The 23,952-nt window shown below is 74.2% G+C and carries 17 protein-coding genes and 1 pseudogene; 12 read left to right on the top strand and 6 right to left on the bottom strand.

All coding sequences use genetic code 11. The features are described 5' to 3' along the window. Positions 1 to 501 precede the first annotated feature (501 nt). Together gltB and ACFW6A_RS00950 are read left to right on the top strand one after the other, a co-directional pair. Positions 502 to 5,073, top strand: coding sequence for a glutamate synthase large subunit (gene gltB, locus ACFW6A_RS00955; RefSeq protein ID WP_351841136.1), 4,572 nt, complete (start codon positions 502 to 504; stop codon positions 5,071 to 5,073). Continuing rightward, positions 5,066 to 6,526, top strand: coding sequence for a glutamate synthase subunit beta (locus ACFW6A_RS00950; protein WP_351841138.1), 1,461 nt, complete (start codon positions 5,066 to 5,068; stop codon positions 6,524 to 6,526). The genes gltB and ACFW6A_RS00950 overlap by 8 nt, the downstream gene beginning before the upstream one ends. A gap of 70 nt (positions 6,527 to 6,596) precedes the next feature. Here the strand turns inward: ACFW6A_RS00950 and ACFW6A_RS00945 are convergent. Further along, a pseudogene (locus tag ACFW6A_RS00945) lies at positions 6,597 to 6,758 on the bottom strand (LLM class flavin-dependent oxidoreductase); the annotation flags it as partial. A gap of 436 nt (positions 6,759 to 7,194) precedes the next feature. Between ACFW6A_RS00945 and ACFW6A_RS00940 the strand changes: the two are divergent. From ACFW6A_RS00940 to ACFW6A_RS00930, 3 genes are read left to right on the top strand one after another with little or no spacing between them, the layout of a single operon-like run. Next, a complete protein-coding gene (locus tag ACFW6A_RS00940) occupies positions 7,195 to 7,914 on the top strand; it encodes a VWA domain-containing protein (RefSeq protein ID WP_351841142.1) in 720 nt (239 codons plus the stop codon). A 41-nt stretch (positions 7,915 to 7,955) separates the two neighbouring features. Continuing rightward, a complete protein-coding gene (locus ACFW6A_RS00935; RefSeq protein WP_351841144.1) occupies positions 7,956 to 8,333 on the top strand; it encodes a VOC family protein in 378 nt (125 codons plus the stop codon). Positions 8,334 to 8,388: 55 nt separating this feature from the next. Continuing rightward, the gene (locus ACFW6A_RS00930) at positions 8,389 to 9,006 is read left to right on the top strand and encodes a TetR/AcrR family transcriptional regulator (RefSeq protein ID WP_351841146.1); all 618 of its coding nucleotides are present in this window, start codon (positions 8,389 to 8,391) and stop codon (positions 9,004 to 9,006) included. 56 nt (positions 9,007 to 9,062) lie between these two features. Here ACFW6A_RS00930 and ACFW6A_RS00925 read toward each other — a convergent pair whose 3' ends face one another. The 4 genes from ACFW6A_RS00925 to ACFW6A_RS00910 form a co-directional block, all read right to left on the bottom strand. After that, positions 9,063 to 9,953 (bottom strand): tyrosine-protein phosphatase, encoded by an 891-nt coding sequence (locus tag ACFW6A_RS00925; protein WP_386638026.1) that lies wholly within the window; start codon positions 9,951 to 9,953, stop codon positions 9,063 to 9,065. 141 nt (positions 9,954 to 10,094) lie between these two features. Further along, positions 10,095 to 11,564 carry an ankyrin repeat domain-containing protein gene (locus ACFW6A_RS00920; RefSeq protein WP_351841150.1) on the bottom strand — a complete coding sequence of 490 codons (1,470 nt, stop codon included), beginning with the start codon at positions 11,562 to 11,564 and terminating at the stop codon, positions 10,095 to 10,097. Between the two features lie 52 nt (positions 11,565 to 11,616). Next, entirely contained in the window at positions 11,617 to 12,375 is a 759-nt protein-coding gene (locus ACFW6A_RS00915; RefSeq protein WP_351841152.1) for a methyltransferase domain-containing protein, read from the bottom strand. Between the two features lie 42 nt (positions 12,376 to 12,417). Next, positions 12,418 to 13,323 (bottom strand): hypothetical protein, encoded by a 906-nt coding sequence (locus ACFW6A_RS00910; protein WP_351841154.1) that lies wholly within the window; start codon positions 13,321 to 13,323, stop codon positions 12,418 to 12,420. A gap of 193 nt (positions 13,324 to 13,516) precedes the next feature. Here ACFW6A_RS00910 and ACFW6A_RS00905 point away from each other — a divergent pair, with 193 nt between their 5' ends. Next, positions 13,517 to 14,302 (top strand): serine protease, encoded by a 786-nt coding sequence (locus tag ACFW6A_RS00905; RefSeq protein ID WP_351841156.1) that lies wholly within the window; start codon positions 13,517 to 13,519, stop codon positions 14,300 to 14,302. Between the two features lie 65 nt (positions 14,303 to 14,367). On the opposite strand, the gene ACFW6A_RS00900 is transcribed toward ACFW6A_RS00905, so the two are convergent. Then, on the bottom strand, positions 14,368 to 16,149 hold the full coding sequence (locus ACFW6A_RS00900) for a beta-galactosidase family protein (RefSeq protein WP_351841158.1): 1,782 nt from the start codon (positions 16,147 to 16,149) through the stop codon (positions 14,368 to 14,370). A 95-nt stretch (positions 16,150 to 16,244) separates the two neighbouring features. Here ACFW6A_RS00900 and ACFW6A_RS00895 point away from each other — a divergent pair, with 95 nt between their 5' ends. The 6 genes from ACFW6A_RS00895 (at position 16,245) to ACFW6A_RS00870 (ending at position 23,951) form a co-directional block, all read left to right on the top strand. Beyond that, positions 16,245 to 17,132 (top strand): AraC family transcriptional regulator, encoded by an 888-nt coding sequence (locus ACFW6A_RS00895; RefSeq protein WP_351841160.1) that lies wholly within the window; start codon positions 16,245 to 16,247, stop codon positions 17,130 to 17,132. A gap of 11 nt (positions 17,133 to 17,143) precedes the next feature. Beyond that, positions 17,144 to 17,470 carry a chorismate mutase gene (locus ACFW6A_RS00890; protein WP_189945232.1) on the top strand — a complete coding sequence of 109 codons (327 nt, stop codon included), beginning with the start codon at positions 17,144 to 17,146 and terminating at the stop codon, positions 17,468 to 17,470. 40 nt (positions 17,471 to 17,510) lie between these two features. Further along, positions 17,511 to 18,500, top strand: coding sequence for an asparaginase domain-containing protein (locus tag ACFW6A_RS00885; protein WP_351841162.1), 990 nt, complete (start codon positions 17,511 to 17,513; stop codon positions 18,498 to 18,500). A 59-nt stretch (positions 18,501 to 18,559) separates the two neighbouring features. Further along, on the top strand, positions 18,560 to 21,046 hold the full coding sequence (gene pepN / locus ACFW6A_RS00880; RefSeq protein WP_351841164.1) for an aminopeptidase N: 2,487 nt from the start codon (positions 18,560 to 18,562) through the stop codon (positions 21,044 to 21,046). Between the two features lie 98 nt (positions 21,047 to 21,144). Beyond that, positions 21,145 to 22,542 carry an aminotransferase class V-fold PLP-dependent enzyme gene (locus tag ACFW6A_RS00875; RefSeq protein WP_351841166.1) on the top strand — a complete coding sequence of 466 codons (1,398 nt, stop codon included), beginning with the start codon at positions 21,145 to 21,147 and terminating at the stop codon, positions 22,540 to 22,542. Next, a complete protein-coding gene (locus tag ACFW6A_RS00870; RefSeq protein WP_351841168.1) occupies positions 22,539 to 23,951 on the top strand; it encodes a SidA/IucD/PvdA family monooxygenase in 1,413 nt (470 codons plus the stop codon). The genes ACFW6A_RS00875 and ACFW6A_RS00870 overlap by 4 nt, the downstream gene beginning before the upstream one ends. The last annotated feature ends 1 nt before the right edge of the window (position 23,952 follow it).

Here is a 23,952-nt window from a genome sequence, read left to right as displayed (position 1 = left end):
GCCTGATCCCGACCCGCGGGAGCCGCGACGGAATCCGTGCCACCGCAGAAGCCCGAGAAGCCCCCGGAAGGGACTTCTCGGGCTTTTCGGGGTGACATATCGGGGCGTATGCCCCATTCTCGCTGTGACGTATATCCCTGGTCGGAAGGCGTGCGGCGGTGAGACACTATGCAGGACGCCACATATGTAGCCGGTTACTCGGCGGTTTCGAACCCGTGACCAACGGGAAAGAGGCAGAAGCGTCGCGGGGCAACGAAGCCCTCCCCCGACGGACCGGTACGGTTCCGTCCCCCGCGGGGCGGTCACGGAGCCGTCACTGCCCCCGCACCCAGAGAAAACAGGTGAACGCACACCACCGCTCCGTGTCGGAGGTGTCCGCATGCTGGAACGAGCTATCCGCTAGGCGAGAAGCACTCCATCATGTAACCTGCACGAAATTTCGCGGAGGGCCAACGTCGTCCCTCGGCAGCTTCATATGCCACGACGACGACGGGAGAGCCGATGCGTTCCGACGCCTGGTCGCCCATGGACGGTCGCCCCGCCCCCCAGGGCATGTACGACCCCCGTAACGAGCACGACGCCTGCGGTGTCGGGTTCGTGGCCACCCTCACCGGTGTGGCCAGCCACGCGCTGGTCGAGCAGGCGCTGACCGTACTGCGCAACCTCGAACACCGCGGCGCCACCGGTTCCGAGCCGGACTCCGGCGACGGCGCCGGCATCCTGTTCCAGGTCCCGGACGCCTTCTTCCGCGAGGTCACCGACTTCGCGCTGCCCGAGGCCGGCGCGTACGCGGTGGGCATCGCGTTCCTCCCCGTCGACACCGCCGACGAGAGCGCCGCCGCGATCGAGGCCATCGCCGCCGACGAGGGCCTCACCGTCCTCGGCTGGCGCGAGGTCCCCGTCGCCCCCGCCCTGCTCGGCGCCACCGCCCGCTCCACCATGCCGGTCTTCCGCCAGCTCTTCGTCACCGACGGGGAGTCCACCGGCATCGCCCTGGACCGCAAGGCGTTCGTGCTGCGCAAGCGCGCCGAGCGCGAGGCCGCGACGTACTTCCCGTCGCTCTCCGCCCGCACCCTCGTCTACAAGGGCATGCTGACCACCGGCCAGTTGGAGCCCTTCTTCCCGGACCTGTCGGACCGGCGCCTGGCCTCCGCCATCGCCCTCGTCCACTCCCGGTTCTCCACCAACACCTTCCCGAGCTGGCCGCTCGCCCACCCGTACCGCTTCGTCGCCCACAACGGCGAGATCAACACGGTCAAGGGCAACCGCAACTGGATGACCGCCCGAGAGGCCCAGCTCGCCACCGACGTCTTCGGCGAGAGCCGCGACGGCAAGGGCCTCGACCGGATCTTCCCGATCTGTACGCCCGACGCCTCCGACACCGCCTCCTTCGACGAGGTCCTGGAGCTGCTCCACCTCGGCGGCCGCTCGCTGCCCCACTCGGTCCTGATGATGGTCCCCGAGGCGTGGGAGAACCACGACTCCATGGACCCCGCGCGGCACGCCTTCTACCAGTACCACTCCACGATGATGGAGCCCTGGGACGGCCCCGCCTGCGTCACCTTCACCGACGGCGTCCAGGTCGGCGCGGTCCTCGACCGCAACGGCCTGCGCCCCGGCCGCTACTGGGTCACCGACGAGGGCCTCGTCGTCCTCTCCTCCGAGGTCGGCGTCCTCGACATCGACCCCGCCCGGGTCGTCCGCAAGGGCCGCCTCCAGCCCGGCAGGATGTTCCTCGTCGACACCGCCGAGCACCGCATCATCGAGGACGACGAGATCAAGGCCGGCCTCGCCGCCGAGCAGCCCTACGCCGAGTGGCTGGAGACCGGGGAGATCGAGCTCTCCGACCTCCCCGAGCGCGAGCACATCGTGCACACCCACGCCTCGGTCACCCGCCGCCAGCAGACCTTCGGCTACACCGAGGAAGAGCTCCGCGTCATCCTCGCCCCGATGGCCCGCAGCGGCCTGGAGCCGATCGGTTCCATGGGCACCGACTCGCCGATCGCGGCCCTCTCCGAGCGCCCCCGGCTGCTCTTCGACTACTTCACCCAGCTGTTCGCGCAGGTCACCAACCCGCCGCTGGACGCCATCCGCGAAGAGCTCGTCACCTCGCTGCGCTCCTCCCTCGGCCCCCAGGGCAACCTGCTCGACCCGAACGCGGCCTCCTGCCGCTCGGTCACCCTGCCCTTCCCGGTGATCGACAACGACGAGCTGGCCAAGCTCATCCACATCAACCACGACGGCGACATGCCGGGCATGAAGGCCGCCACGCTCTCCGGCCTCTACCGGGTCTCCGGCGGCGGCGAGGCCCTCGCCGCCCGCATCGACGCCATCTGCGCCGAGGCCGACGCCGCCATCGAGGGCGGCGCCCGCCTGATCGTCCTCTCCGACCGGCACTCCGACGCCGAGCACGCGCCGATCCCCTCGCTGCTGCTCACCGCCGCCGTCCACCACCACCTCATCCGCACCAAGCAGCGCACCATGGTGGGCCTGCTGGTCGAGGCCGGCGACGTCCGCGAGGTCCACCACGTCGCCCTGCTCATCGGCTACGGCGCCGCGGCGGTCAACCCGTACCTCGCCATGGAGTCCGTCGAGGACCTGCTCCGCGCCGGCACCTTCCTGTCGGACATCGAGCCCGAGCAGGCCATCCGCAACCTGATCTACGCCCTCGGCAAGGGTGTCCTCAAGGTCATGTCGAAGATGGGCATCTCCACCGTCGCCTCCTACCGCGGCGCCCAGGTCTTCGAGGCCGTCGGCCTCGACGAGCAGTTCGTCGCCCGGTACTTCAACGGCACCGCCACCAAGATCGGCGGCGCCGGCCTGGAGGTCATCGCCAAGGAGGTCGCCGCCCGCCACGCCAAGGCGTACCCGGCCACCGGCATCGCCTCCGCGCACCGCGCCCTCGAGATCGGCGGCGAGTACCAGTGGCGCCGCGAGGGCGAGCCGCACCTCTTCGACCCGGAGACCGTCTTCCGCCTCCAGCACGCCACGCGGAACAAGCGGTACGACATCTTCAAGAAGTACACCGACCGGGTGAACGAGCAGTCCGAGCGCCTGATGACGCTCCGCGGCCTCTTCGGCTTCAGCTCCGACCGCCCGTCGATCCCCGTCGACGAGGTCGAGCCCGTCTCCGAGATCGTCAAGCGCTTCTCCACCGGCGCCATGTCGTACGGCTCCATCTCCCAGGAGGCGCACGAGACCCTCGCCATCGCCATGAACCAGCTCGGCGGCAAGTCGAACACCGGCGAGGGCGGCGAGGACCCGGACCGCCTGTACGACCCGGCGCGCCGCTCCGCGATCAAGCAGGTCGCCTCCGGCCGCTTCGGCGTCACCTCCGAGTACCTGGTCAACGCCGACGACATCCAGATCAAGATGGCGCAGGGCGCCAAGCCCGGCGAGGGCGGCCAGCTGCCCGGCCACAAGGTCTACCCGTGGGTCGCCAGGACGCGTCACTCGACGCCCGGCGTCGGCCTCATCTCGCCGCCGCCGCACCACGACATCTACTCCATCGAGGACCTGGCCCAGCTGATCCACGACCTCAAGAACGCCAACCCGGCGGCCCGCATCCACGTGAAGCTGGTCTCCGAGGTCGGCGTCGGCACGGTCGCGGCCGGCGTGTCCAAGGCCCACGCGGACGTCGTCCTCATCTCCGGCCACGACGGCGGCACCGGCGCCTCCCCGCTCACCTCGCTCAAGCACGCGGGCGGCCCCTGGGAGCTCGGCCTCGCCGAGACCCAGCAGACCCTGCTGCTCAACGGCCTGCGCGACCGGATCGTCGTCCAGACCGACGGCCAGCTCAAGACCGGCCGCGACGTCGTCATCGCCGCGCTGCTCGGCGCCGAGGAGTTCGGCTTCGCCACCGCGCCGCTCGTCGTCTCCGGCTGCGTCATGATGCGCGTCTGCCACCTGGACACCTGCCCGGTCGGCATCGCCACCCAGAACCCGGTCCTGCGCGACCGCTTCTCCGGCAAGGCCGAGTACGTCGTCAACTTCTTCGAGTTCATCGCGCAGGAGGTCCGCGAGCTCCTCGCCGAGCTGGGCTTCCGCTCGATCGAGGAGGCCGTCGGCCACGCCGAGCTGCTCGACACCAGCCGCGCCGTCTCCCACTGGAAGGCGCAGGGCCTGGACCTGGAGCCGCTCTTCCACGTGCCCGAGCTGCCCGAGGGCGCGGTCCGCCACGCCCTGGTCGAGCAGGACCACGGCCTGGAGAAGGCCCTCGACAACGAGCTGATCCAGCTCGCCGCCGAGGCCCTGGGCGCCGCCTCCGCCGAGGAGGCCCGGCCCGTCCGCGCCCAGGTCGCGATCCGCAACATCAACCGCACGGTCGGCACCATGCTCGGCCACGAGGTGACGAAGAAGTTCGGCGGCGCCGGCCTCCCGGCCGACACCATCGACCTCACCTTCACCGGCTCCGCCGGCCAGTCCTTCGGCGCCTTCCTGCCGGCCGGCGTCACCCTCCGCCTGGAGGGCGACGCCAACGACTTCGTCGGCAAGGGCCTCTCCGGCGGCCGCGTGATCGTCCGCCCCGACCGGGGCGCCGACCACCTGGCCGAGTACTCCACCATCGCGGGCAACACCATCGCGTACGGCGCCACCGGCGGCGAGCTGTTCCTGCGCGGCCGCACCGGCGAGCGCTTCTGCGTCCGCAACTCCGGCGCCCTGGTCGTCTCGGAGGGCGTGGGCGACCACGGCTGCGAGTACATGACCGGCGGCACGGCGGTCGTCCTCGGCGAGACCGGCCGCAACTTCGCGGCGGGCATGTCGGGCGGCGTCGCCTACGTCATCGACCTCGACCGGTCGAACGTCAACTCCGGCAACCACGGGGCGATCGAGACCCCGTCGGACGCCGACAAGGCGTGGCTGCACGACGTCGTGCGCCGCCACCAGGAGGAGACCGGCTCCACCGTGGCCGAGAAGCTCCTGGCCGACTGGGACGCGGCGGTGAGCCGCTTCAGCAAGATCATCCCGACCACGTACAAGGCAGTGCTCGCCGCCAAGGACGCCGCTGAGCTCGCCGGTCTCTCCGAGCGGGAGACCACCGAGAAGATGATGGAGGCGGCGACCCATGGCTGACCCGAAGGGCTTCCTCACCACCGGCCGCGAGGTCGCCGAGACCCGTCCCGTCGCGGAGCGCGTCCGCGACTGGAACGAGGTCTACGTCCCCGGCTCCCTGCTGCCGATCATCAGCAAGCAGGCCGGCCGCTGCATGGACTGCGGCATCCCGTTCTGCCACAACGGCTGCCCGCTCGGGAACCTGATCCCCGAGTGGAACGACTACGCCTACCGCGAGGACTGGTCGGCGGCGTCCGAGCGCCTGCACGCCACCAACAACTTCCCGGAGTTCACCGGCCGCCTGTGCCCGGCTCCGTGCGAGTCGGCGTGCGTGCTCGGCATCAACCAGCCGGCCGTCACCATCAAGAACGTCGAAGTCTCCATCATCGACAAGGCGTGGGACGGGGGCGACGTCAAGCCGCAGATCCCCGAGCGGCTCTCCGGCAAGACCGTCGCCGTCATCGGCTCCGGCCCGGCCGGCCTCGCCGCCGCCCAGCAGCTGACCCGGGCCGGCCACACCGTGGTCGTGTACGAGCGCGCCGACCGCATCGGCGGCCTGCTGCGCTACGGCATCCCCGAGTTCAAGATGGAGAAGCGGCACATCAACCGCCGCATCGAGCAGATGCGCGCGGAGGGCACCAAGTTCCGCACCGGCGTCGAGGTCGGCCGCGACATCACCGCCACCGACCTGCGCAAGCGGTTCGACGCGGTCGTGGTCGCCGCCGGCGCCACCACCGCCCGCGACCTGCCCGTGCCGGGCCGCGAGCTCAAGGGCATCCACCAGGCGATGGAGTACCTGCCGCTCGCCAACAAGGTGGTCGAGGGCGACTTCGTGGCCTCGCCGATCAGCGCCGAGGGCAAGCACGTCGTCGTCATCGGCGGCGGCGACACCGGCGCCGACTGCGTCGGCACCGCCCACCGCCAGGGCGCGGCCTCCGTCACCCAGCTGGAGATCATGCCGAAGCCGGGCGAGGAGCGCAGCGCCAACCAGCCCTGGCCGACCTTCCCCATGCTGTACAAGGTCACCTCCGCGCACGAGGAGGGCGGCGAGCGGGTCTACTCCGTCTCCACCACCCACTTCGAGGGCGACGAGGACGGCAACGTCCAGTTCCTCCACCTCGTCGAGGTCGAGTTCGTCGACGGCAAGCTGACCCAGAAGCCGGGCACCGAGCGGAAGATCCCCGCCCAGCTGGTCACCCTCGCCATGGGCTTCACCGGCACCGACGTCGTCAACGGCCTGGTCGCGCAGTTCGGCGTCGAGCTCGACGAGCGGGGCAACATCGCCCGCGACGCGGACTTCGCCACCAACGTCGACGGCGTGTACGTCGCCGGCGACGCCGGCCGCGGCCAGTCGCTCATCGTGTGGGCCATCGCCGAGGGCCGCTCCGCCGCCCGCGGCGTGGACCGCTACCTGACCGGAGCCAGCTCCCTGCCGGCCCCGATCCGCCCGACGGACCGGTCCCTGCTGGTCTGACGCGCCCCCGGATGTCCCGTACAACGACGTACGGAACCGAGCGACGCCCGCCCCGTCCCCGACCAAGGACTCAGGGGCGGGCGTCGTCGCGCGTCCGGGCGCGGAAGGACGGGACGACCCGCTCGCCCCACTGCCGGATCGTCTCCAGGCAGACCTCCTGCGGCACCGTGCCCCTCTGGATCGGGCACGTCACCTCGTCGACGCCGATCTCCCGGAGCCGCTCCACACGGGCGGCCGACTCTGCGGAGAAGCGCCGGCCGCGGGTGCCGAGCCGCAGCCGCCCGGCCTCGTACGTCCAGCCTCGTGCGCCTGATCGGAATACTTCTCATGGGCACGGGGAGAGGACGGGAGGGCCGTACACTGCGGTCCGTGGAGGACGACGACGCGACCGTACCCGGGCTCCCCGCGACGAGCCGGGCGGTGCTCGGACTGCTCTCCCTCGGACGGGAGTCGTCCGGGTACGACTGCAAGAAGTGGGCCGACCGCTCGCTCGGACTCTTCTGCTGGAACCCGTCCTTCAGCCGGATCTCCAGCGAGCCGCGGCGCCGACGAGGCGTGGGCCCACCCGCGGCCCACCCTCACCCGGGCCGAGCGGTACCACGCAGCCGAACGCGACCTGGCCGAGGCCATGCCCGCCGACATCGAGAGAGCCGAGGGGGAGCGCTGACATGGCACTGAGCCTGCGCAAGGTGGAGGAGACCGCGCCCGCGCTGGTGAGCCTCTACAAAACGGCGGGGGAGTCGCTGCGCCGGCACGGCGTCGACGGCCAGCGCGTCGCCGTCTACCTGGTGGTCGACTACTCCGGCTCGATGAAGCCGTACTACAACGACGGCAGCGTCCAGGCCCTCGCCGACCGGGTCCTCGGGCTCTCCGCCCAGCTCGACGACGACGGCCGGGTGCCGGTCGTCTTCTTCTCCACCGAGGTCGACGCCGAGACCGAGATCCGGCTCGACGACCACCAGGGCCGGGTGGACCGGATCGTCTCCGGCCTCGGCCACATGGGGAAGACCAGCTACCACCTCGCCATGGACGCCGTCATCGACCACTACCTCGACAGCGGCTCCACCGCGCCCGCGCTCGTCGTCTTCCAGACCGACGGCGGCCCCGTCAACCGGCTCGCCGCCGAGCGGTACGTGTGCAAGGCGGCCCGGCTGCCGCTCTTCTGGCAGTTCGTCGGCTTCGGCGACCCCGGCAGCAAGCAGTTCGACTTCCTGCGCCGGCTCGACGAACTCGCCGTCCCCGAGCGGCGGTGCGTGGACAACTCCGGCTTCTTCCACGCCGGCAGGGAGCCCGGCCGGGTCACGGACGCCGAGCTGTACGACCGGCTGGTCGCCGAGTTCCCCCGCTGGCTCGCCGCCGCCCGCGCCCAGGGCATCGTCCGCGGCTGAAACCGGTGGCCGCGGCGGGCGTGGGAGGAGACCATGGGCGCATGAGCTCTCTCGTACGCCACGTGACCATCGACTGCGCCGACGCCTACGCCCTCGCCGGGTTCTGGGCACAGGTGCTGGACGGCAAGCTCTCCGACGACGACCACCCCGGCGACCCCATGGCCCTCGTCGAGACGGAGGGAGCCGCCCTCCTCTTCATCCGGGTCCCGGAGCCGAAGGCCGTCAAGAACCGCGTCCACCTCGACCTCCAGCCGCAGGACCGCACCCGCGACGAGGAGGTCGAGCGGCTGCTCGCCCTCGGCGCGACCCTCGTCGGCGACCACCGCAACGCGGACGGGACCGGCTGGGCGACCCTGGCCGACCCGGAGGGCAACGAGTTCTGCGTGGAGCGCAGCAAGGCGGAGCGGTCCGCCTCCTGAGCGTGCGCGGTCCGCCCCCTGAGCACGCGCGGTCCGGAGCGACGACAATGGGCGGGTGTCAGCGACCAAGAAGAAGAACCAGGCGAACGCCGCCGCGCCCGAGCGGCGCCGCGAACTCCTCGACACGGCCGCCGAGGTGTTCGCCGCCCAGGGCTACAACGCCACCACCGTGCGGAAGATCGCGGACGCCGCCGGCATGCTCGCCGGCAGCCTCTACTACCACTTCGACTCCAAGGAGTCGATGCTCGACGAGATCCTCTCGTCCTTCCTCACGGAGCTGTGGGAGGGGTACGACGCCGTCCTCGCCGCCGACCTCGGCCCCCGGGAGACCATCGAGGCCCTGGTCACCGAGTCCTTCCGGGAGATCGACCGGCACCGCGCCGCGGTCGCCATCTACCAGAAGGAGTCCCGCCACCTCACCGACCTGCCCCGCTTCCACTACCTCGCCGAGTCGCAGCGCCGGTTCGAGAAGGCGTGGCTCGGCACCCTGGAGCGGGGCGTGGCGGAGGGGGCGTTCCGCGCCGACCTCGACGTCCGGCTCACCTACCGCTTCGTCCGCGACACCGTCTGGGTCGCCGCGTCCTGGTACCGGCCGGGCGGCCGGCACCGCCCGGAGGAGATCGCCCGCCAGTACCTGTCGATGGTGCTGGACGGCATCGCCACGGGCGGCTGACGCCCCCGTCGTACGCGGGCGGGCGCGGCCCCCGCACGGACCGCGCCGCGCCCGCGTCAGCCGACCAGCCGCTCCCGCAGGCCCGCGAGGGTGCGCGGGTCCAGGCCCAGGCCGGCCGTCACATAGCGGTACAGGCCGCCGTAGCCGGCGCGGACCTCGCCGAGGGCAGCGTCCAGGTACTCCCGGCGCACCTCCTGGAGGGGCACGATCAGCTCCGGGTTCCGCATCAGGCCGCCCTGCCGGAGGCCCTCGCGGACGCGGGCGTCGTAGGCGGCGCGGATCGTGTTGGAGGCCAGGTAGTCCTCGGTGGCGAACCGTTCCGGCACGCCGACGAGCCGGAGGAGCAGCCAACTGGTCCAGCCGGTCCGGTCCTTGCCCGAGGTGCAGTGGTAGAGCACCGGTCCGGAGCCGGGCGCGGCGATGTCGCGCAGGGTCCGTCCGAAGGCCTCCCGGTTCGCCGCGTCGGTGACGAAGGTCCGGTAGACGTCCGCCATGAAGGCCGCCGCCCGTCCGCCGCCGAGCAGCTGCTCCTGGAGCACCGGGTCGCGCGAGCCGATCGCGGCCGTCAGCCGCCCGAAGAGGCCGTTGTCGGTGATCGGCCGGGCCACGGCGGCGACCCCGGCGGGGAGCCGGTCGGCGCCGTCGTGCCCGACCTCCGTGGGGATCCGGAAGTCGACGGCCCGGGCGAGCCCGAGCCCGCCGAGGGTGACCAGGTCGGCGTCGGTGAGCTTCCCGAGGTGGTCGCCCCGGTAGACGAGGCCGTGCCGGACCCGCTCGCCGTCGAGGGTGGGGCGGCCCCCCAGGTCGCGGACGTTCACCGCCCCCTGGAGCGGGACCAGGCGGATCGGGGCGGCGGTCCGGGGGCGGGCGGCGGCCGGAGGGGCGACCGCGGCGAGGACGGCGGTGGCGCCGCCGGCGCCCAGCAGGGCGCGTCTCGACAGGGGCATGGCGGACTTCCTTTCCACCAAACATTAGTTAGGTGACATCGAGGGGAAGGTAGCAGCCCGGTGGTGCCGGGCGGGAGGGGTCGGGAAGGGGCGGGCGGCCCCGGTCCTCCCGCACGACCGTGACGGAGGCCGCCCGGGCCGTCAGCGGCCGCGCGGGGGGATCCACTCCAGCCGGGTCCTGACCCGGGCGTCGCGCACGAACTCCAGGGCGGCCAGCGCCGTCTCCCGGGGCGCGCCGTCCGGTTCGCCGTCCGCGAGGACCGCCGCCAGCGCGTCCACCGCCCGCGGGTCCTGGCGGATCGCCAGGCCGCGGGCCGCCTCCGCCGCCGTCTCCGGATCGGGGTCGGCGAGCCGCTCCGCCAGCGCCTCCCGCACCAGCGGGGTGTCGTCCGGCAGCTCGGCGAGGGCCAGCACCGCCCAGTCCCGCACCCGCGCGTCCCCGTCCCGGCTCAGCCCCAGCAGCACCCCGAGCGCCTCCATGTGCCCGGCCGGCACCAGCCCGGCCAGCGCGCCCGCCACCGCCCGCCGCACCTCCGGGTCCGGGTGGTCCGCGGCGGCGAGCAGCTCCGGCACCGCCGCCGGCTCCCCGCACGCCCCCAGCGCCGCCACCACCGACAGGACCGGCTCCCGCGCTGGGCCCGCCGCCTCCGCCGCCAGGCGCCGCAGCACCGGCACCGCGCTCGCCGCGAACCCCGGCAGCGCCCCGAGGACCCGCGCGCCGAGCGCCTGCCGCAGCGGATCGCGGTAGGCGCACCAGCCGGCCGCCGCCACGAAGGTCTCCTCGTCGGCCCGCCCCGCGAGTTCGGCCACCGCCGTCGTCCAGTCGTCCAGCTCCGGATCCCCGCAGCGCAGCGCCCGCGCCGCCAGCTCCTCGTGCGGGGTGCGCCGCCCGAGCGCCGCCTCCAGGAGCGTCGCGACGGCCGCGTGCCCGGTCTGCCGCTCGTCGCCGCTCCCGGGCCGGCCGTCCTCCCGCAGCAGCTCGACCACCACGGTCACCCCGCCGTCCTCCCGGACCCGCCGGACCACGGCCTCGTACGTCTCCCCGCCGCCGTTCCCGGCGACCAGACCGCGCCGCAGCTCGGCCGCCACGTCCACGCCAATCCACCGCCGCGCCTCCCGCAGCGCCGGCGCCGCCCCCCGCGCCCCGTGGTCGAGCAGCGCCCGCACGCAGGCGGTGGAGCCGCGCCGGGCGGCCGCGACCAGCGGGACCAGCCCGTCGGGGCCGGGGCGGTCGGGGTCGGCGCCGTGGTCGAGCAGTGCCCGCACGGTCTCCGCGTGCCCGAGCCGGACGGCCCAGGCGAGCGCCGTGAAGCCGAACTCCTCCTCCTGATCGGGGCGGGCGCCCGCCGCGAGCAGCGCCCGCACGGTTCCCGCGTGGCCGCCGCAGGCCGCCCCGCACAGCGGCAGGTCCCCGCCGTCCGGGCCGCTCGCCCGGCCGGGGTCGGCCCCGGCGGCGAGCAGCAGCCGGACGATCCCCGGCTCGTCGGCGACCGCCGCCCGGTAGAGGGCGGTCTCCCCGCCGTCGTCGGCCTCCGGGTCGGCGCCCCCGCGCAGCGCCCGTACGACCGCGTCCTCGTCCCCGGCGCCGATGGCGTCGAACAGCGTGCTCATGCACCGACCCTGACCCGCCGTCCGCTTCCGGCGCAAATCCGTCCCGGTCCGGTCAGGGCTTGCGGGCCTCGATGAGGAAGCGGGCGGTGTGCGCGGTGAAGGGGCCCTCCCGGCCGATCCGCTCGTGCAGCTCGCGCAGCCGGTCCCGGTACGCGTCCACCGTGAAGCCGGGCACCATCCAGATCACCTTCCGCAGGAACCAGACCACCGCGCCCACGTCCCGGAACTCGGTCCGCAGCCTCTCCGCCCGCAGGTCCACCACCTCCAGGCCGGCCGCCCGCGCGTCCCGCCGGGCGTCCTCGGGGTGCCGGGCGCGGCGGACCTCCTCCGGCTGCGGCCCGAGGAAGTACTCGACCAGCTCGAAGACGCTGGCCGGGCCCACCTGCTGGGAGAGGTAGGTGCCGCCGGGCCGCAGCACGCGCGCGATCTCCTCCCACCAGACGGTCACCGGGTGGCGGCTGACGACCAGGTCGAAGGCCGCGTCCCCGAAGGGCAGCGGCGGCTCGTCCTCGTCGTGCACGACGACCGCGCCGAGCGGGTGCAGCAGCCGGGTCGCCTTCGCCACGTTCGGCGGCCAGGACTCGGTCGCGGCGGTCAGCGCGGGGAGCGGCCCGGCCCCGGCGAGCACCTCCCCGCCGCCGGTCTGGATGTCGAGGGCGGCCGAGGCCCTGGCCAGCCGCGCGCCGAGCAGCCGCTGATAGCCCCACGAGGGCCGCTCCTCGGTGGCCCGCCCGTCGAGCCAGGAGAAGTCCCAGCCCTCCATCGGGGCCGCTTCGGCCTCCGCCACCAGTTCCTCGAAACTCCGCGTCATGCACGCATGGTCGCACCGGCGGCCGGAGGAGTCGCGGAGGTTTCACCCGGCGCAGTCGAGGAGCGTCCCGCACAGCCGGCAGCGGGCGCGCAGGGCGCGGCCGGCCGGGACGCGCAGCCGCTGGCGGCAGACCGGGCAGGGGAAGGTCACCGCGCTCGCCGGCGCGCCGCCGTCGAAGCCGTACGGGGCGCCGGGCGCGGCCCGTCCCAGGCGCCGCTCCCGGCCGTAGCGGCGCCGGTCCGCCCAGCCCGCCCCGGCCAGCGGGGGCAGCCGCCGCTCCCGGTCGGCCTCGGCCCGGCCCCGCCGCCACGCCTCGTACGCGACGGCGCTGGTGAACCACGGGGAGGGGTCCTCACCGAAGCGCTCGGCCCGCTGGGCGAGCACCCAGCCGAACTCCTCCGGGGTCAGGTAGCCGAGCTTCTGGCTCTCGGCGCCGTCCTGCCGGAAGGCGTCGAGAAGCAGCCAGCCCGCGCCCAGGTAGGCGGTCGCCACGTCGGTGAGGATCTCGTTGCGCCCGGCGTCGGGGAAGCCGAGGCCGAGGCGGTGCAGCAGGACGTGGGCGGTCTCGTGGGCGAGGGCGGCGCCGATGTCCCGGGTGCGGGTCCGGAAGCGCTCGTTGAGCTCGACGAAGTACTCGGGCCCCGCGGCGAGTTCGACGGTGGCGGCGTGCTCCATCGTGCGGAACGACACCACCATCCGGGCCTCCGGGAGGAGCAGGTGGCGCACCAGGACCCCGGCCACCCGGGTGGCGCCGAGGAGCGGGTCCTCGCCGGGGGAGAGGGCCACGTCGGCGGCGGCCACGGAGGTGGCGTACCGGTCGACGCCGTCGGGTCCCAGGCGGCGGTAGAGCGCGGTGAGCGAGGCCCGTACGGCCTCCCGGTGGGGGAAGCCGTGCCGCACCCCGTGGGCGTCCTCGCCGACCCGGTCGGCCCTGTGGCGGTCCGTCATGCGCGCTCCACCCCCGCTCCCACTGTACGGTCCGACTCGGGCGCTTGGCCGAAAAGGCTTCCTTGTGGCGGCAGTTGAGGGCTGTCCATAATCCGGACATGCCTTGACGGGCGCATGTCATCACCGGGCCTGCGCGACCCGCCGTCACGGCCGCACCCCCCATGCGTCAACCCCCCACGAGAGAAGGCAGACCGTGCAGAAGAACCGACTCGTCCGCACCCTGCAGAAACTCGCCGCCGCCGGCGCCGTGGCCCTCGCCGCCCTCAGCCTCCAGCCCGTCTCCAGCGCCACCGCGGCCCCCGCCCCGGTCGTCGGGGGCACCCGCGCCGCCCAGGGCGAGTTCCCCTGGATGGTCAGGCTCTCCATGGGCTGCGGCGGCTCCCTGATCAGCCCCCAGATCGTCCTCACCGCGGCCCACTGCGTCAGCGGCTCCGGCAACAACACCTCCATCACCGCCACCGCCGGCGTCGTCGACCTCCAGTCGAGCAGCGCCATCAAGGTCCGCTCCACCAAGGTCCTCCAGGCCCCCGGCTACAACGGCAAGGGCAAGGACTGGGCCCTCATCAAGCTCGCCAGCCCCATCACCTCGCTGCCCAACCTGAAGATCGCCGACACCACCGCCTACAACAGCGGCACCTTCACCGTGGCCGGCTGGGGCGCGGCCCGCGAGGGCGGCGCGCAGCAGCGCTACCTGCTCAAGGCGAACGTCCCCTTCGTCTCGGACGCTTCCTGCCAGGCCTCCTACGGCAGCGACCTCGTCCCGTCCGAGGAGATCTGCGCCGGCTACAGCCAGGGCGGCGTCGACACCTGCCAGGGCGACTCCGGCGGCCCGATGTTCCGCAAGGACAACGCCGGCGCCTGGATCCAGGTCGGCATCGTGAGCTGGGGCGAGGGCTGTGCGCGGGCCGGCTACCCCGGCGTCTACACGGAGGTCTCGACCTTCGCCGCCGCGATCAAGTCGGCCGCGGCCACGCTGTAACCCACCGGACGGGGGCCCCGGGGCGGCACAGCGCCCCGGGGCCCCTCCGCGCCTGAACCCCTTGTTCAATGTGAGAACGGACAGCCCAGCTCCACCGCCTCCGGCCCACCACCCCCCGCCGCCGGCTCCACCTCCAGCACCCACACCTCGTTCGCGCCCTCCCGCAGCACCGGCCCCGGCACGAACAGGCCCTCCTGCGGGCCCGCCCCCGGCCAGTACCGGCCCAGGCAGAAGCCGTTCACCCAGACGAAGCCCCGGCCCGCGCCCGGCAGCCGCAGCTCCGCGTCGCCGGCGCCCTCGACCTCCACCGAGGCCCGGTACAACCCCCGGCCGTCGCCCCGCTCCGCCGCCTTCCGGAACGGCACCCGGCCGTCCACCGCCTCCGGCGCGAACGCGTCCAGGCGCAGCCCCCGGGCCCGCACCCCGTGCACGTACTGCCGCTCGTGCAGCAGCCCGCCGGTGATCCCCTTCGGCTCGGCCAGCCGCGGCCCGTAGTTCACCCGGCCCAGCGACTCCACCCACAGGTCCACCACGGCCGGCCCCGCCACCGGCTCCGGCAGCGCCGCCTCCTCCTCCGTGAGCACCCCGGCGAAGACGCCGTCCACCCACACCTGCGCCCGGTCCCGCAGCCCCGTCACCCGGAGCGGATACGGCTGCCGGGGACCCGGCACGGAGAAGCGGTACCGCACCAGACCCCGGTCCACGCCCAGCTCCTCGAAGGACGGAGGCGCCCCCGCCTCGACCTCCGCGCCGCCCAGCGCCGCCAGCACCGCGTCCAGCGGCGCCCACTCCGCCAGGTCCGCCCGCACCGGCGCCGCCAGCCGGGCCGGCGGCGCCGGCACCTCCGGCAGCGGCCCCGCAGCGTACGGCGCCAGCACCTCCCGGAAGCGGTGGAACTTCTCCGTCGCCCGCCCCCACTCGTCCACCGGCGCGTCGTAGTCGTACGAGGTCACCGTCGGCAGCAGCCGCCCGTCGTGCAGCTCCCCGGAACGGTTCGCCCCCGCCCAGCCGCCGAAGTTCGAGCCCCCGTGCGCCATGTAGACGTTCACCGACGCGCCGCGCTCCAGGACCTCCCGCAGCGCCTCCGCCGCGTCCCCCGCGTCCCGCGCCGCGTGCCCCGTGCCCCAGTGGTCGAACCAGCCGCACCAGAACTCCATGCACATCAGCGGCCCCGACGGCCGGTGCCGGCGCAGCACCGCGAACCCCTCCTCCGCGCCCGAGCCGAAGTTCGCCGTCGCCAGCACCCCCGGCACCGAACCGCCCGTCAGCATGTGGTCCTCGGGCCCGTCCGAGGTGAACAGCGGCACCGTCACCCCGCACTCCCGCAGCAGCCCCGCCAGCCACTCCAGATAGCGGGCGTCGCTCCCGTAACTCCCGTACTCGTTCTCCACCTGGACCATCACCACCGGCCCGCCCCGGTCCGCCTGCCGCGCCACCACCTGCGGCAGCAGCCGCCGGAACCACCGCTCCACCGGCGCCAGGAACTCCGGGTCCCGGGTCCGCACCCGCCGGCCCAGCGGGCCCGTCACCCAGTGCGGCAGCCCGCCGTTCTCCCACTCGGCGCAGATGTACGGCCCCGGGCGCACCAGCGCCCGCATCCCGGCCGCCGCCACCGCGTCCAGGAAGCGGCCCAGCGCCTCCGGATCCGCCCACCGGCCCGGCTCCGGCTCGTGCAGGTTCCACGGCACGTACGTCTCGACGCAGTCCAGGCCCATCGCCCGCAGCATCCCGAGCCGGTGTCCCCAGTGCCCCTCGTGCACCCGGAAGTAGTGCAGCGCCCCCGACAGCAGCCGCACCGGCCGCCCGTCGAGCAGAAAGTCCTCGTCACCCACAGCGAACGTGCTCATGGCCCCACCCTCACCCCCTGGCGGCGAGCCGGTCCATGGACAAAGATCGTCGCAGTTTGGACCTTAGAAGGACGGGCGGAAGGGCAGGCCGGCGGATGTACCAGACCTGGATGCGCTACTTCACGCCCGGACCCGTCCACCACCGCCTCGGCCTCGTCTGCCTCGGCGTCGGACTCCAGCACGGCCGCCTCCCCGTCGTCGGCCCCCGCACCCTCGACCACCACGTCGCCGTCGTCGTCTCCGCCGGCGGCGGCTGGTACCGCTCCGCCGACGGCCGCCGCACCCCCGTCGCCGCCCCCGCCCTGCTCTGGCTCACCCCCGGCGTCCCCCACCACTACGGCGCCGACCCCGCCACCGGCTGGGACGAGTCCTTCGTCGACTTCACCGGGCCCGCCGCCGTCACCTACACCGAACTCGGCTACATCGAACCCGACCGGCCCGTCGTCCCCCTCGCCGACGCCGCCCCCGCCCGGGCCGCCATCGGCCGCATCGCCCGCGCCGCCCGCCCCGGCAACCCGCTCCTGGAGGTCGAGACCGCCGCCGCCGTCCACGAGCTCCTCGTCGCCCTGCGCCGCGGCCGCGCCGACACCGGCGCCGACGGCGACCCCGTCCTCACCGGCCTCGCCCGCGACGCCTTCCAGCCGCTCTCCGTCGCCGAACACGCCGCCCGGCACGGCATGACCCCCGCCGAGCTGCGCACCGCCGTCCGCCGCGCCGCCGGGTGCAGCCCCAAGGACTACCTGCTCACCGTCCGCCTCGGCCGCGCCAAGGAACTCCTCGCCGCCACCGAGCTCCCCGTCGCCTCCGTCGCCCGCCGCGTCGGCTACGACGACCCCGCCTACTTCTCCCGGCTCTTCACCCGAAGGGTCGGACTCGCCCCCGTCCGCTTCCGCGAGCAGCAGGGCCGCGCCGTCCACGGCGGCTGGAGCGACCGCGTACCGGATCCCGAACACCCGCCCACCCTCACCGGGGACTCCGGATAGGCTCGCTGACCATGAGCGACACCAGGAACGACTCCCGCGACATCGACCCCGCCGTCCGAGCCGAGCTGACCCGGCTGCGCGAGTCGATCGACAACATCGACGCCGCCGTCGTCCACATGCTCGCCGAACGCTTCAAGTGCACCCAGCAGGTCGGCGTCCTCAAGGCCGAGCACCAGCTGCCGCCCGCCGACCCGGCCCGCGAGGCCCGCCAGATCGCCCGGCTGCGGGAACTCGCCGAGAGCGCCAAACTGGACCCGGCCTTCGCGGAGAAGCTCCTCAACTTCATCATCGCCGAGGTCATCCGCCACCACGAGACGATCGCGGACGGAGCACGCTGATGGCACACCCCGCCGAGACGGTCACGGACGGAGCACGCTGATGGCCCGCGTCACGGTCTTCACCCTCGGCGGGACCATCTCCGCGCGGGGCGGCGACGCGGCCCGCATGACCGGCCCCGAGGTCCTCGCCGCCCTCGGCGCCCCCGAGGACGTCGAGCTGCGCGACTTCCGCCGGCTCCCCTCCTCCTCCCTCGCCCCCGAGGACCTCGCCGCCCTCGCCGCCGAGGTGAACGAGACGGTCGCGGCCGGCTCCGGCGTCGTCGTCGTCCAGGGCACCGACACCCTGGAGGAGACCGCCTTCCTCCTCGACCTGCTCTGCCCCACCGACCGGGCGCCCGTCGCCGTCACCGGCGCCATGCGCCGCGCCGACCTCCCCGGCGCCGACGGCCCCGCCAACCTCGCCGCCGCCCTCGCCGTCGCCGCCGACCCCGCCTGCCGGGGCCTCGGCGTCCTCGTCGTCCTCGCCGACGAGATCCACGCCGCCCGGCACGCCCGCAAGACCCACACCACCTCGGTCGCCACCTTCGCCTCGCCCGGCGCCGGCCCCCTCGGCAGCGTCGTCGAGGGCACCCCGCGGATCCTGCTCCGCCCCACCGTGCCCACCGCGCCCTGCCGCCTCTCCTACGACCCCGCGGTCCGGATCGCCCTGGTCACCCTCACCCTCGGCGACCGCGGCGAACTCCTCTCCGCCGTCGACGACCGCTTCCAGGGCCTCGTCGTCGCCGCCTTCGGCGCCGGCCACGCCCCCTCCTGGCTCGTCGAACCCCTCGCCGGCATCGCCCGCCGCATCCCGGTCGTCCTCGCCTCCCGGACCGGAGCGGGCACCGGCCTCAGCGACACCTACCGCGGCCCCGGCTCCGAGCACGACCTCCTCCACCACGGCCTGATCCCGGCGGGCCCGCTCGACCCCGCCAAGGCCCGGCTGCTGCTCGCCGCCCTCGTCTCCAGCGGCGCCGCCGGACCCGCGGGCTACGACCGGCCCCGGATCACCGCCGCCTTCGCCCACCTCGACGGCACCGGCCGCGCCTGACGGGCCCCTTTCGGCACCACCCCTGCCCGCCGACCGGACGATCGGGCAGCATAGGGCCCATGTCCGTACTGACGCGCGACGAAGCGCAGACCCGTGCCCAGCTGCTCGACGTCCACCACTACACGGTGGACCTCGACCTCACCACCGGCGACGAGACCTTCCGGTCCACCAGCCTCATCCGCTTCACGGCCCGCGCCGCCGGGGACACCTTCGTCGAAGTCAAGCCGGACGCCCTGCACTCCGTCACCCTCGACGGCAAGCCCCTCGACCCCGCCGACCTCGCCGGGAACCGGCTCGCCCTGAGCCTCACCGAGGGCGAGCACGAGCTGGCCCTCACCGCCACCATGCGCTACTCGCACACCGGCGAGGGCATGCACCGCTTCCTCGACCCCACCGACGGCGAGTCCTACGTCTACACCCAGCTCTTCATGGAGGACGTCCAGCGCGTCTTCGCCGCCTTCGACCAGCCCGACCTCAAGGCCGTCTTCGAACTGACCGTCACCGCCCCCGAGGGCTGGACCGTCCTCGCCAACGGCATCACCGAACGCCAGGACGACGGCCGCTGGAAGGCCGCCCCCACCCAGCCGCTCTCCACCTACTTCGTCTGCGTCGCCGCCGGCCCCTGGCACTCGGTCCGCACCGAGCACGCCGGACTGCCCTTCGGCATCCACTGCCGCCGCTCGCTCGCGCCCCACCTCGACGCCGACGCCGACGAGATCCTCGCCGTCACCAAGGCCTGCTACGACCGCTACCACGAGAAGTTCGACGAGCCCTACCCCTTCGACTCCTACGACCAGGCGTTCGTCCCCGAGTTCAACCCCGGCGCCATGGAGAACCCCGGCCTCGTCACCTTCCGGGACGAGTTCGTCTTCCGCTCCGCCGTCACCGCCACCGAGCGGATGACCCGCGCCATGGTCATCGCCCACGAGATGGCCCACATGTGGTTCGGCGACCTCGTCACCCTCCGCTGGTGGGACGACATCTGGCTGAACGAGTCCTTCGCCGAGTACATGGGCTACCAGACCGTCAACGAGGCGTGCTCCGACCTCTTCGCCGACACCTGGATCGACTTCGGCGTCGCCCGCAAGTCCTGGGGGTACGACGCCGACCAGCGCCCCTCCACCCACCCCGTGGCCCCCGACCCCGAGGCCGTCCCCGACACCGCCTCCGCCCTCCTCAACTTCGACGGCATCTCCTACGCCAAGGGCGCCTCCGCCCTGCGCCAGCTCGTCGCCTGGCTCGGCGAGGAGGACTTCCTCGCCGGCATCAACATCCACTTCAAGCGGCACCGGTTCGGCAACGCCACCCTCGCCGACTTCATCGACAACCTCGCCGCCGCCACCGACCGCGACGTCCACGCCTGGGCCGAGCAGTGGCTCCGCACCACCGGCGTCGACACCCTCACCCCCCGCCTCACCGGCGAGGGCAGCCGCTGGGACCTCACCGTCGAGCGCGCCGGCAGCCGCCCCCACCGCATCGAGGCCGGCCTCTACGACCGCCGCCCCGACGGGGAACTCGCCCTGCGCGAGCGCGCCCGGATCGACGTCCCGCAGCAGGAGCCCACCCGCCTCACCGGCCCCCGCCCCGCCCTCGTCGTCCTCAACGACGGCGACCACACCTACGCCAAGCTCCGCTTCGACGAGGTCTCCGAGGAGTCCGCCCTCCGCGGCCTCTCCCGCATCCCCGACCCGCTCACCCGGGCCGTGGTCTGGAACAGCCTCCGCGACATGGTCCGCGACGGCGAACTGGCGCCCGCCGCCTACCTGGAGACCGCCCTCGCCCACCTTCCCGAGGAGACCGAACTCGGCATCGTCCAGGGCGTCCTGGCCTTCGCCCGGCAGCAGGTCGCCGACCGGTACGTCACCGAGGACGAGCGCCCCGCCGCCCTCGCCGCCCTCCGCGAGATCGCCCGCTCCTTCCTGCGCCGCACCGAGGACGGCGACGACCCCGGCCTGCGCCTCACCGCCGTCCGCGCCCTCATCGACAGCGCCACCACCCCCGACCAGATCGCCTCCTGGCTCGACGAGGGCACCGTCCACGGCGGCCCCGAACTCGACCCGGAGCTGCGCTGGCGCATCCTCGCCCGGCTCGCCGTCCTCGGCGCCACCGACGAGGCCGCCATCGCCGCCGAGCTGGAGCGCGACCCCAGCGCCACCGGCCAGGAGGGCGCGGCCCGCTGCCGCGCCGCACTCCCGGACCCGGCCGCCAAGGCGGCCGCCTGGGCCGCCATGTTCGGCTCCGACGACCTGTCGAACTACCTCTTCACCGCCACCGCTCTCGGCTTCTGGCAGCCCGAACAGGCCGAACTGGTCCAGGAGTACGTGGACCGCTTCTACGACGCGGCCATCGCCCTCGGCGACCGCCGCGGCCCCGCCATGGCCGAGGCCGCCGGCCGCCACGCCTTCCCCGCGTACGCGGTCGACGCCGCCTCCCTGGCCCTCGGCGAGCGCCGGCTCGCCGACGGCACCATGCTCCCGGCCCTCCACCGCAAGCTCGTCGACCAGCTCGACGACCTCGCCCGCGCCCTGCGCGTCCGCGAGGGCTGAGCCCCCGGGACGGCACCCCGCAAGGTGCCGTCCCCCGTTCGGGTCACAACCGGCGACTCCCCGGACAGGGGAGCGCCGCCCCCGGCACGCTGTCGTCCATGCGTGCCGCACCCCCGCCACCCCTCGCCGCCCAGCCCACCCCGCTCAGCCGCCTCCTCGGCACCACCCTGGACGCCCTGCGCACCGGAGCGGAGGAACGGGGCGGCCCGCTGCCGGCCGGCGGGCCCGGTGCGGTCGCGGCCCGGGTGCGCGCCACCCTCGGCGACGTCCTCCCCGAGACCGGGACCGGCCAGGACGAGGCGCTGCGCACGCTGGTGCACCTGGTCGCCGCCGGCGCCGCCGACCCCGCCCACCCGCTCTGCGCCGCCCACCTGCACACCCCGCCGCTCGCGCTCGCCGCCGCCGCCGACCTGGCCGCCGCCGCGCTCAACCCCTCGATGGACTCCTGGGACCAGGCCCCGGCCGCCTCCGCCCTGGAGGCGGAGGTCACCGCCGCGCTCGCCGCCGAGGTCCACCCGGCGGCCGACCGCCCGGACGCGGTCGTCACCACCGGCGGCACCGAGTCCAACCAGCTCGCGCTGCTCCTCGCCCGGGAGCGCCACGGGCCCCGCCTCACCACCGTCACCGGCGCCGCCGCCCACCACTCCGTCCGCCGCGCCGCCTGGCTCCTCGGCCTCCCCGAACCCGTCGCCGTCCCCACCCCGCGCGGCCTCCTCGACCCGGAGGCCACCGCCCGGGTCCTCGCCGCGCAGGACGGGCCCGTCCTCCTCGCCGCCACCGCCGGCACCACCGACGAGGGCCTGATCGACCCGCTGCCCGCGCTCGCCGACGCCTGCGCCGCGCACGGCGCCGACCTCCACGTCGACGCGGCCTACGGCGGGCCCCTCCTGTTCAGCCGCGCCCACCGGCACCTCCTGGACGGCCTGGCCCGGGCCCGTACCGTCACGCTCGACCTGCACAAGCTCGGCTGGCAGCCGGTCGCCGCCGGGCTCCTCACCGTCCGCGAGGCGGGCGACCTCGCCGCCCTCGCCCACACCGCCGACTACCTCAACGCCGGAGACGACACCGAGGCCGGCCTCCCCGACCTCCTCGGCCGCTCCCTGCGCACCACCCGCCGCCCCGACGTCCTCAAGGCCGCCGTCACCCTGCGCGCCCTCGGCAGGACCGGGCTCGGCGCCCTGGTGGACCTCTGCCTGGAGCGCGCCCGGGACCTGGCCGACCTGGTGGAGAAGAGCCCTGAGCTCGACCTGCGGGACCGGCCCGTCCTCACCACCGTCCTCTTCCGCCCGGCCGGCGCCGACGACGCGACGGTCGCCGGGGTCCGCCGCCGGCTCCTCGCCGACGGCCGGGCCGTCCTCGGCCGCGCCGGGGCGGACGGCCGGCTCTGGCTGAAGGCCACCCTCCTCAACCCCCACACCACCCCCGACGACCTGGCCCAGCTCCTCACCCTCGTGGTGGAAACCGCAGCACTCGTGGAAGGCGACACCGACCGATGACCGGCAGCACCCCTCAGCAGGACCTCGACCGCCCGCACGACCTGGTGGGCGTCGGCATCGGCCCGTTCAACCTCTCGCTCGCCGCCCTCGCCGACGGCGTCCCCGGCGGACTCGCCGCCACCTTCTTCGAACAGCGTCCGGCCTTCCACTGGCACCCCGGCCTGCTCATCGAGGGCGCCACCCTCCAGGTGCCCTTCCTCGCCGACCTGGTGACCCTCGCCGACCCGGCCAGCCCCTGGTCCTTCCTCAACTACCTGCGTAGCCGCGAGCGCCTCTTCCCCTTCTACTTCGCGGAGAAGTTCCACATCCAGCGCGCCGAGTACGACGCCTACTGCCGCTGGGTCAGCGAGCGGCTGCCCGGCCTCCACTTCGGCCACCAGGTCGACTCGGTCCGCTGGAACCCCGAACGCCGCCTCTTCGAGGTCGACTTCACCCAGCTCGACCCGGACGGCGAGGCCGCCGCGCTGGGCCGCGCCTACACCCGGAACGTGGTCCTGGGCGTCGGCACCGAGCCGTACGTCCCCGAGCCGCTGCGCCCGCTCGCCGAGGCCCCGGGCGTGCCGGTGATCCACGCCGCCGACTACCTCGCCCACCGGGAGTCGCTGCTCGCCGCCGGGCACGTCACCGTCATCGGCTCCGGCCAGTCCGGCGCCGAGGTCTTCCTCGACCTGCTCCGGGGCCGCCCGGCGGGCGCCGAGCGGATCAGCTGGCTCTCCCGCACCGAGGCCTTCGCCCCGATGGAGTACTCGAAGCTGGGCCTGGAGCACTTCACCCCCGACTACACCCGCTACTTCCACGCCCTGCCGGAGCCGGTCCGGGGCGAACTCGTGCCCCGCCAGTGGCAGTTGCACAAGGGCATCGACGCGGAGACCATCGCCGCCGTCCACGACGAGCTGTACCGCCGCACGCTGCACGGCGGCTGGCCGGACGCGGTGCTCACCCCCGGCGTCCGGGTCCGCACGGCGGGCCGGGTCGCCACCACCCAGGTCGAGCTGCACCTGGAGCACGTCCAGCAGGGGACCCGTTCCCGGCTCACCACGGACGCCGTCGTCCTCGCCACCGGCTACCGGGAGCGCCCGGTCGACCGGATGCTGGCCGGCCTCGACCCGTACCTGCGGCACGACGCGGCGGGCCGGGCGAAGATCGACGAGCGGTACCGGCTGGTCCTCGACCCTTCGGTGACCGGCTCGGTGTACGTGCAGAACGCCGAGCGCCACACCCACGGCGTGGGCGCCCCCGACCTGGGGCTTGCGGCCTGGCGCAGCGCGGTCATCCTCAACGCGGTCACCGGCAAGGAGCCGTACCCGCTGCCGCGCAGGACCGCCTTCACCAGCTTCGGCCTGGACGCGCGAGAGGCGCCGAGCATCCCGTCCCAGGACCGGAAGCTGACGCCCCTCGTGCAGAGCTGAG

Source organism: Streptomyces sp. NPDC058758 (assembly GCF_042746075.1).
Lineage (GTDB): Bacteria > Actinomycetota > Actinomycetes > Streptomycetales > Streptomycetaceae > Streptomyces.
The sequence above is the reverse complement of the archived record's forward strand: the minus strand, read 5'-3'. Positions and strand labels throughout refer to the sequence as shown.

What these genes read in the sequence shown, in the direction of transcription:
- gltB (WP_351841136.1), top strand. Translation starts at nt 502, where the DNA reads ATGCGTTCCGACGCCTGGTCGCCCATGGACGGTCGCCCCGCCCCCCAG.
- ACFW6A_RS00950 (WP_351841138.1), top strand. Translation starts at nt 5,066, where the DNA reads ATGGCTGACCCGAAGGGCTTCCTCACCACCGGCCGCGAGGTCGCCGAG.
- ACFW6A_RS00940 (WP_351841142.1), top strand. Translation starts at nt 7,195, where the DNA reads ATGGCACTGAGCCTGCGCAAGGTGGAGGAGACCGCGCCCGCGCTGGTG.
- ACFW6A_RS00935 (WP_351841144.1), top strand. Translation starts at nt 7,956, where the DNA reads ATGAGCTCTCTCGTACGCCACGTGACCATCGACTGCGCCGACGCCTAC.
- ACFW6A_RS00925 (WP_386638026.1), bottom strand. Translation starts at nt 9,953, where the DNA reads ATGCCCCTGTCGAGACGCGCCCTGCTGGGCGCCGGCGGCGCCACCGCC.
- ACFW6A_RS00920 (WP_351841150.1), bottom strand. Translation starts at nt 11,564, where the DNA reads ATGAGCACGCTGTTCGACGCCATCGGCGCCGGGGACGAGGACGCGGTC.
- ACFW6A_RS00915 (WP_351841152.1), bottom strand. Translation starts at nt 12,375, where the DNA reads ATGACGCGGAGTTTCGAGGAACTGGTGGCGGAGGCCGAAGCGGCCCCG.
- ACFW6A_RS00910 (WP_351841154.1), bottom strand. Translation starts at nt 13,323, where the DNA reads ATGACGGACCGCCACAGGGCCGACCGGGTCGGCGAGGACGCCCACGGG.
- ACFW6A_RS00900 (WP_351841158.1), bottom strand. Translation starts at nt 16,149, where the DNA reads ATGAGCACGTTCGCTGTGGGTGACGAGGACTTTCTGCTCGACGGGCGG.
- ACFW6A_RS00895 (WP_351841160.1), top strand. Translation starts at nt 16,245, where the DNA reads ATGTACCAGACCTGGATGCGCTACTTCACGCCCGGACCCGTCCACCAC.
- ACFW6A_RS00890 (WP_189945232.1), top strand. Translation starts at nt 17,144, where the DNA reads ATGAGCGACACCAGGAACGACTCCCGCGACATCGACCCCGCCGTCCGA.
- ACFW6A_RS00885 (WP_351841162.1), top strand. Translation starts at nt 17,511, where the DNA reads ATGGCCCGCGTCACGGTCTTCACCCTCGGCGGGACCATCTCCGCGCGG.
- pepN (WP_351841164.1), top strand. Translation starts at nt 18,560, where the DNA reads ATGTCCGTACTGACGCGCGACGAAGCGCAGACCCGTGCCCAGCTGCTC.
- ACFW6A_RS00875 (WP_351841166.1), top strand. Translation starts at nt 21,145, where the DNA reads ATGCGTGCCGCACCCCCGCCACCCCTCGCCGCCCAGCCCACCCCGCTC.
- ACFW6A_RS00870 (WP_351841168.1), top strand. Translation starts at nt 22,539, where the DNA reads ATGACCGGCAGCACCCCTCAGCAGGACCTCGACCGCCCGCACGACCTG.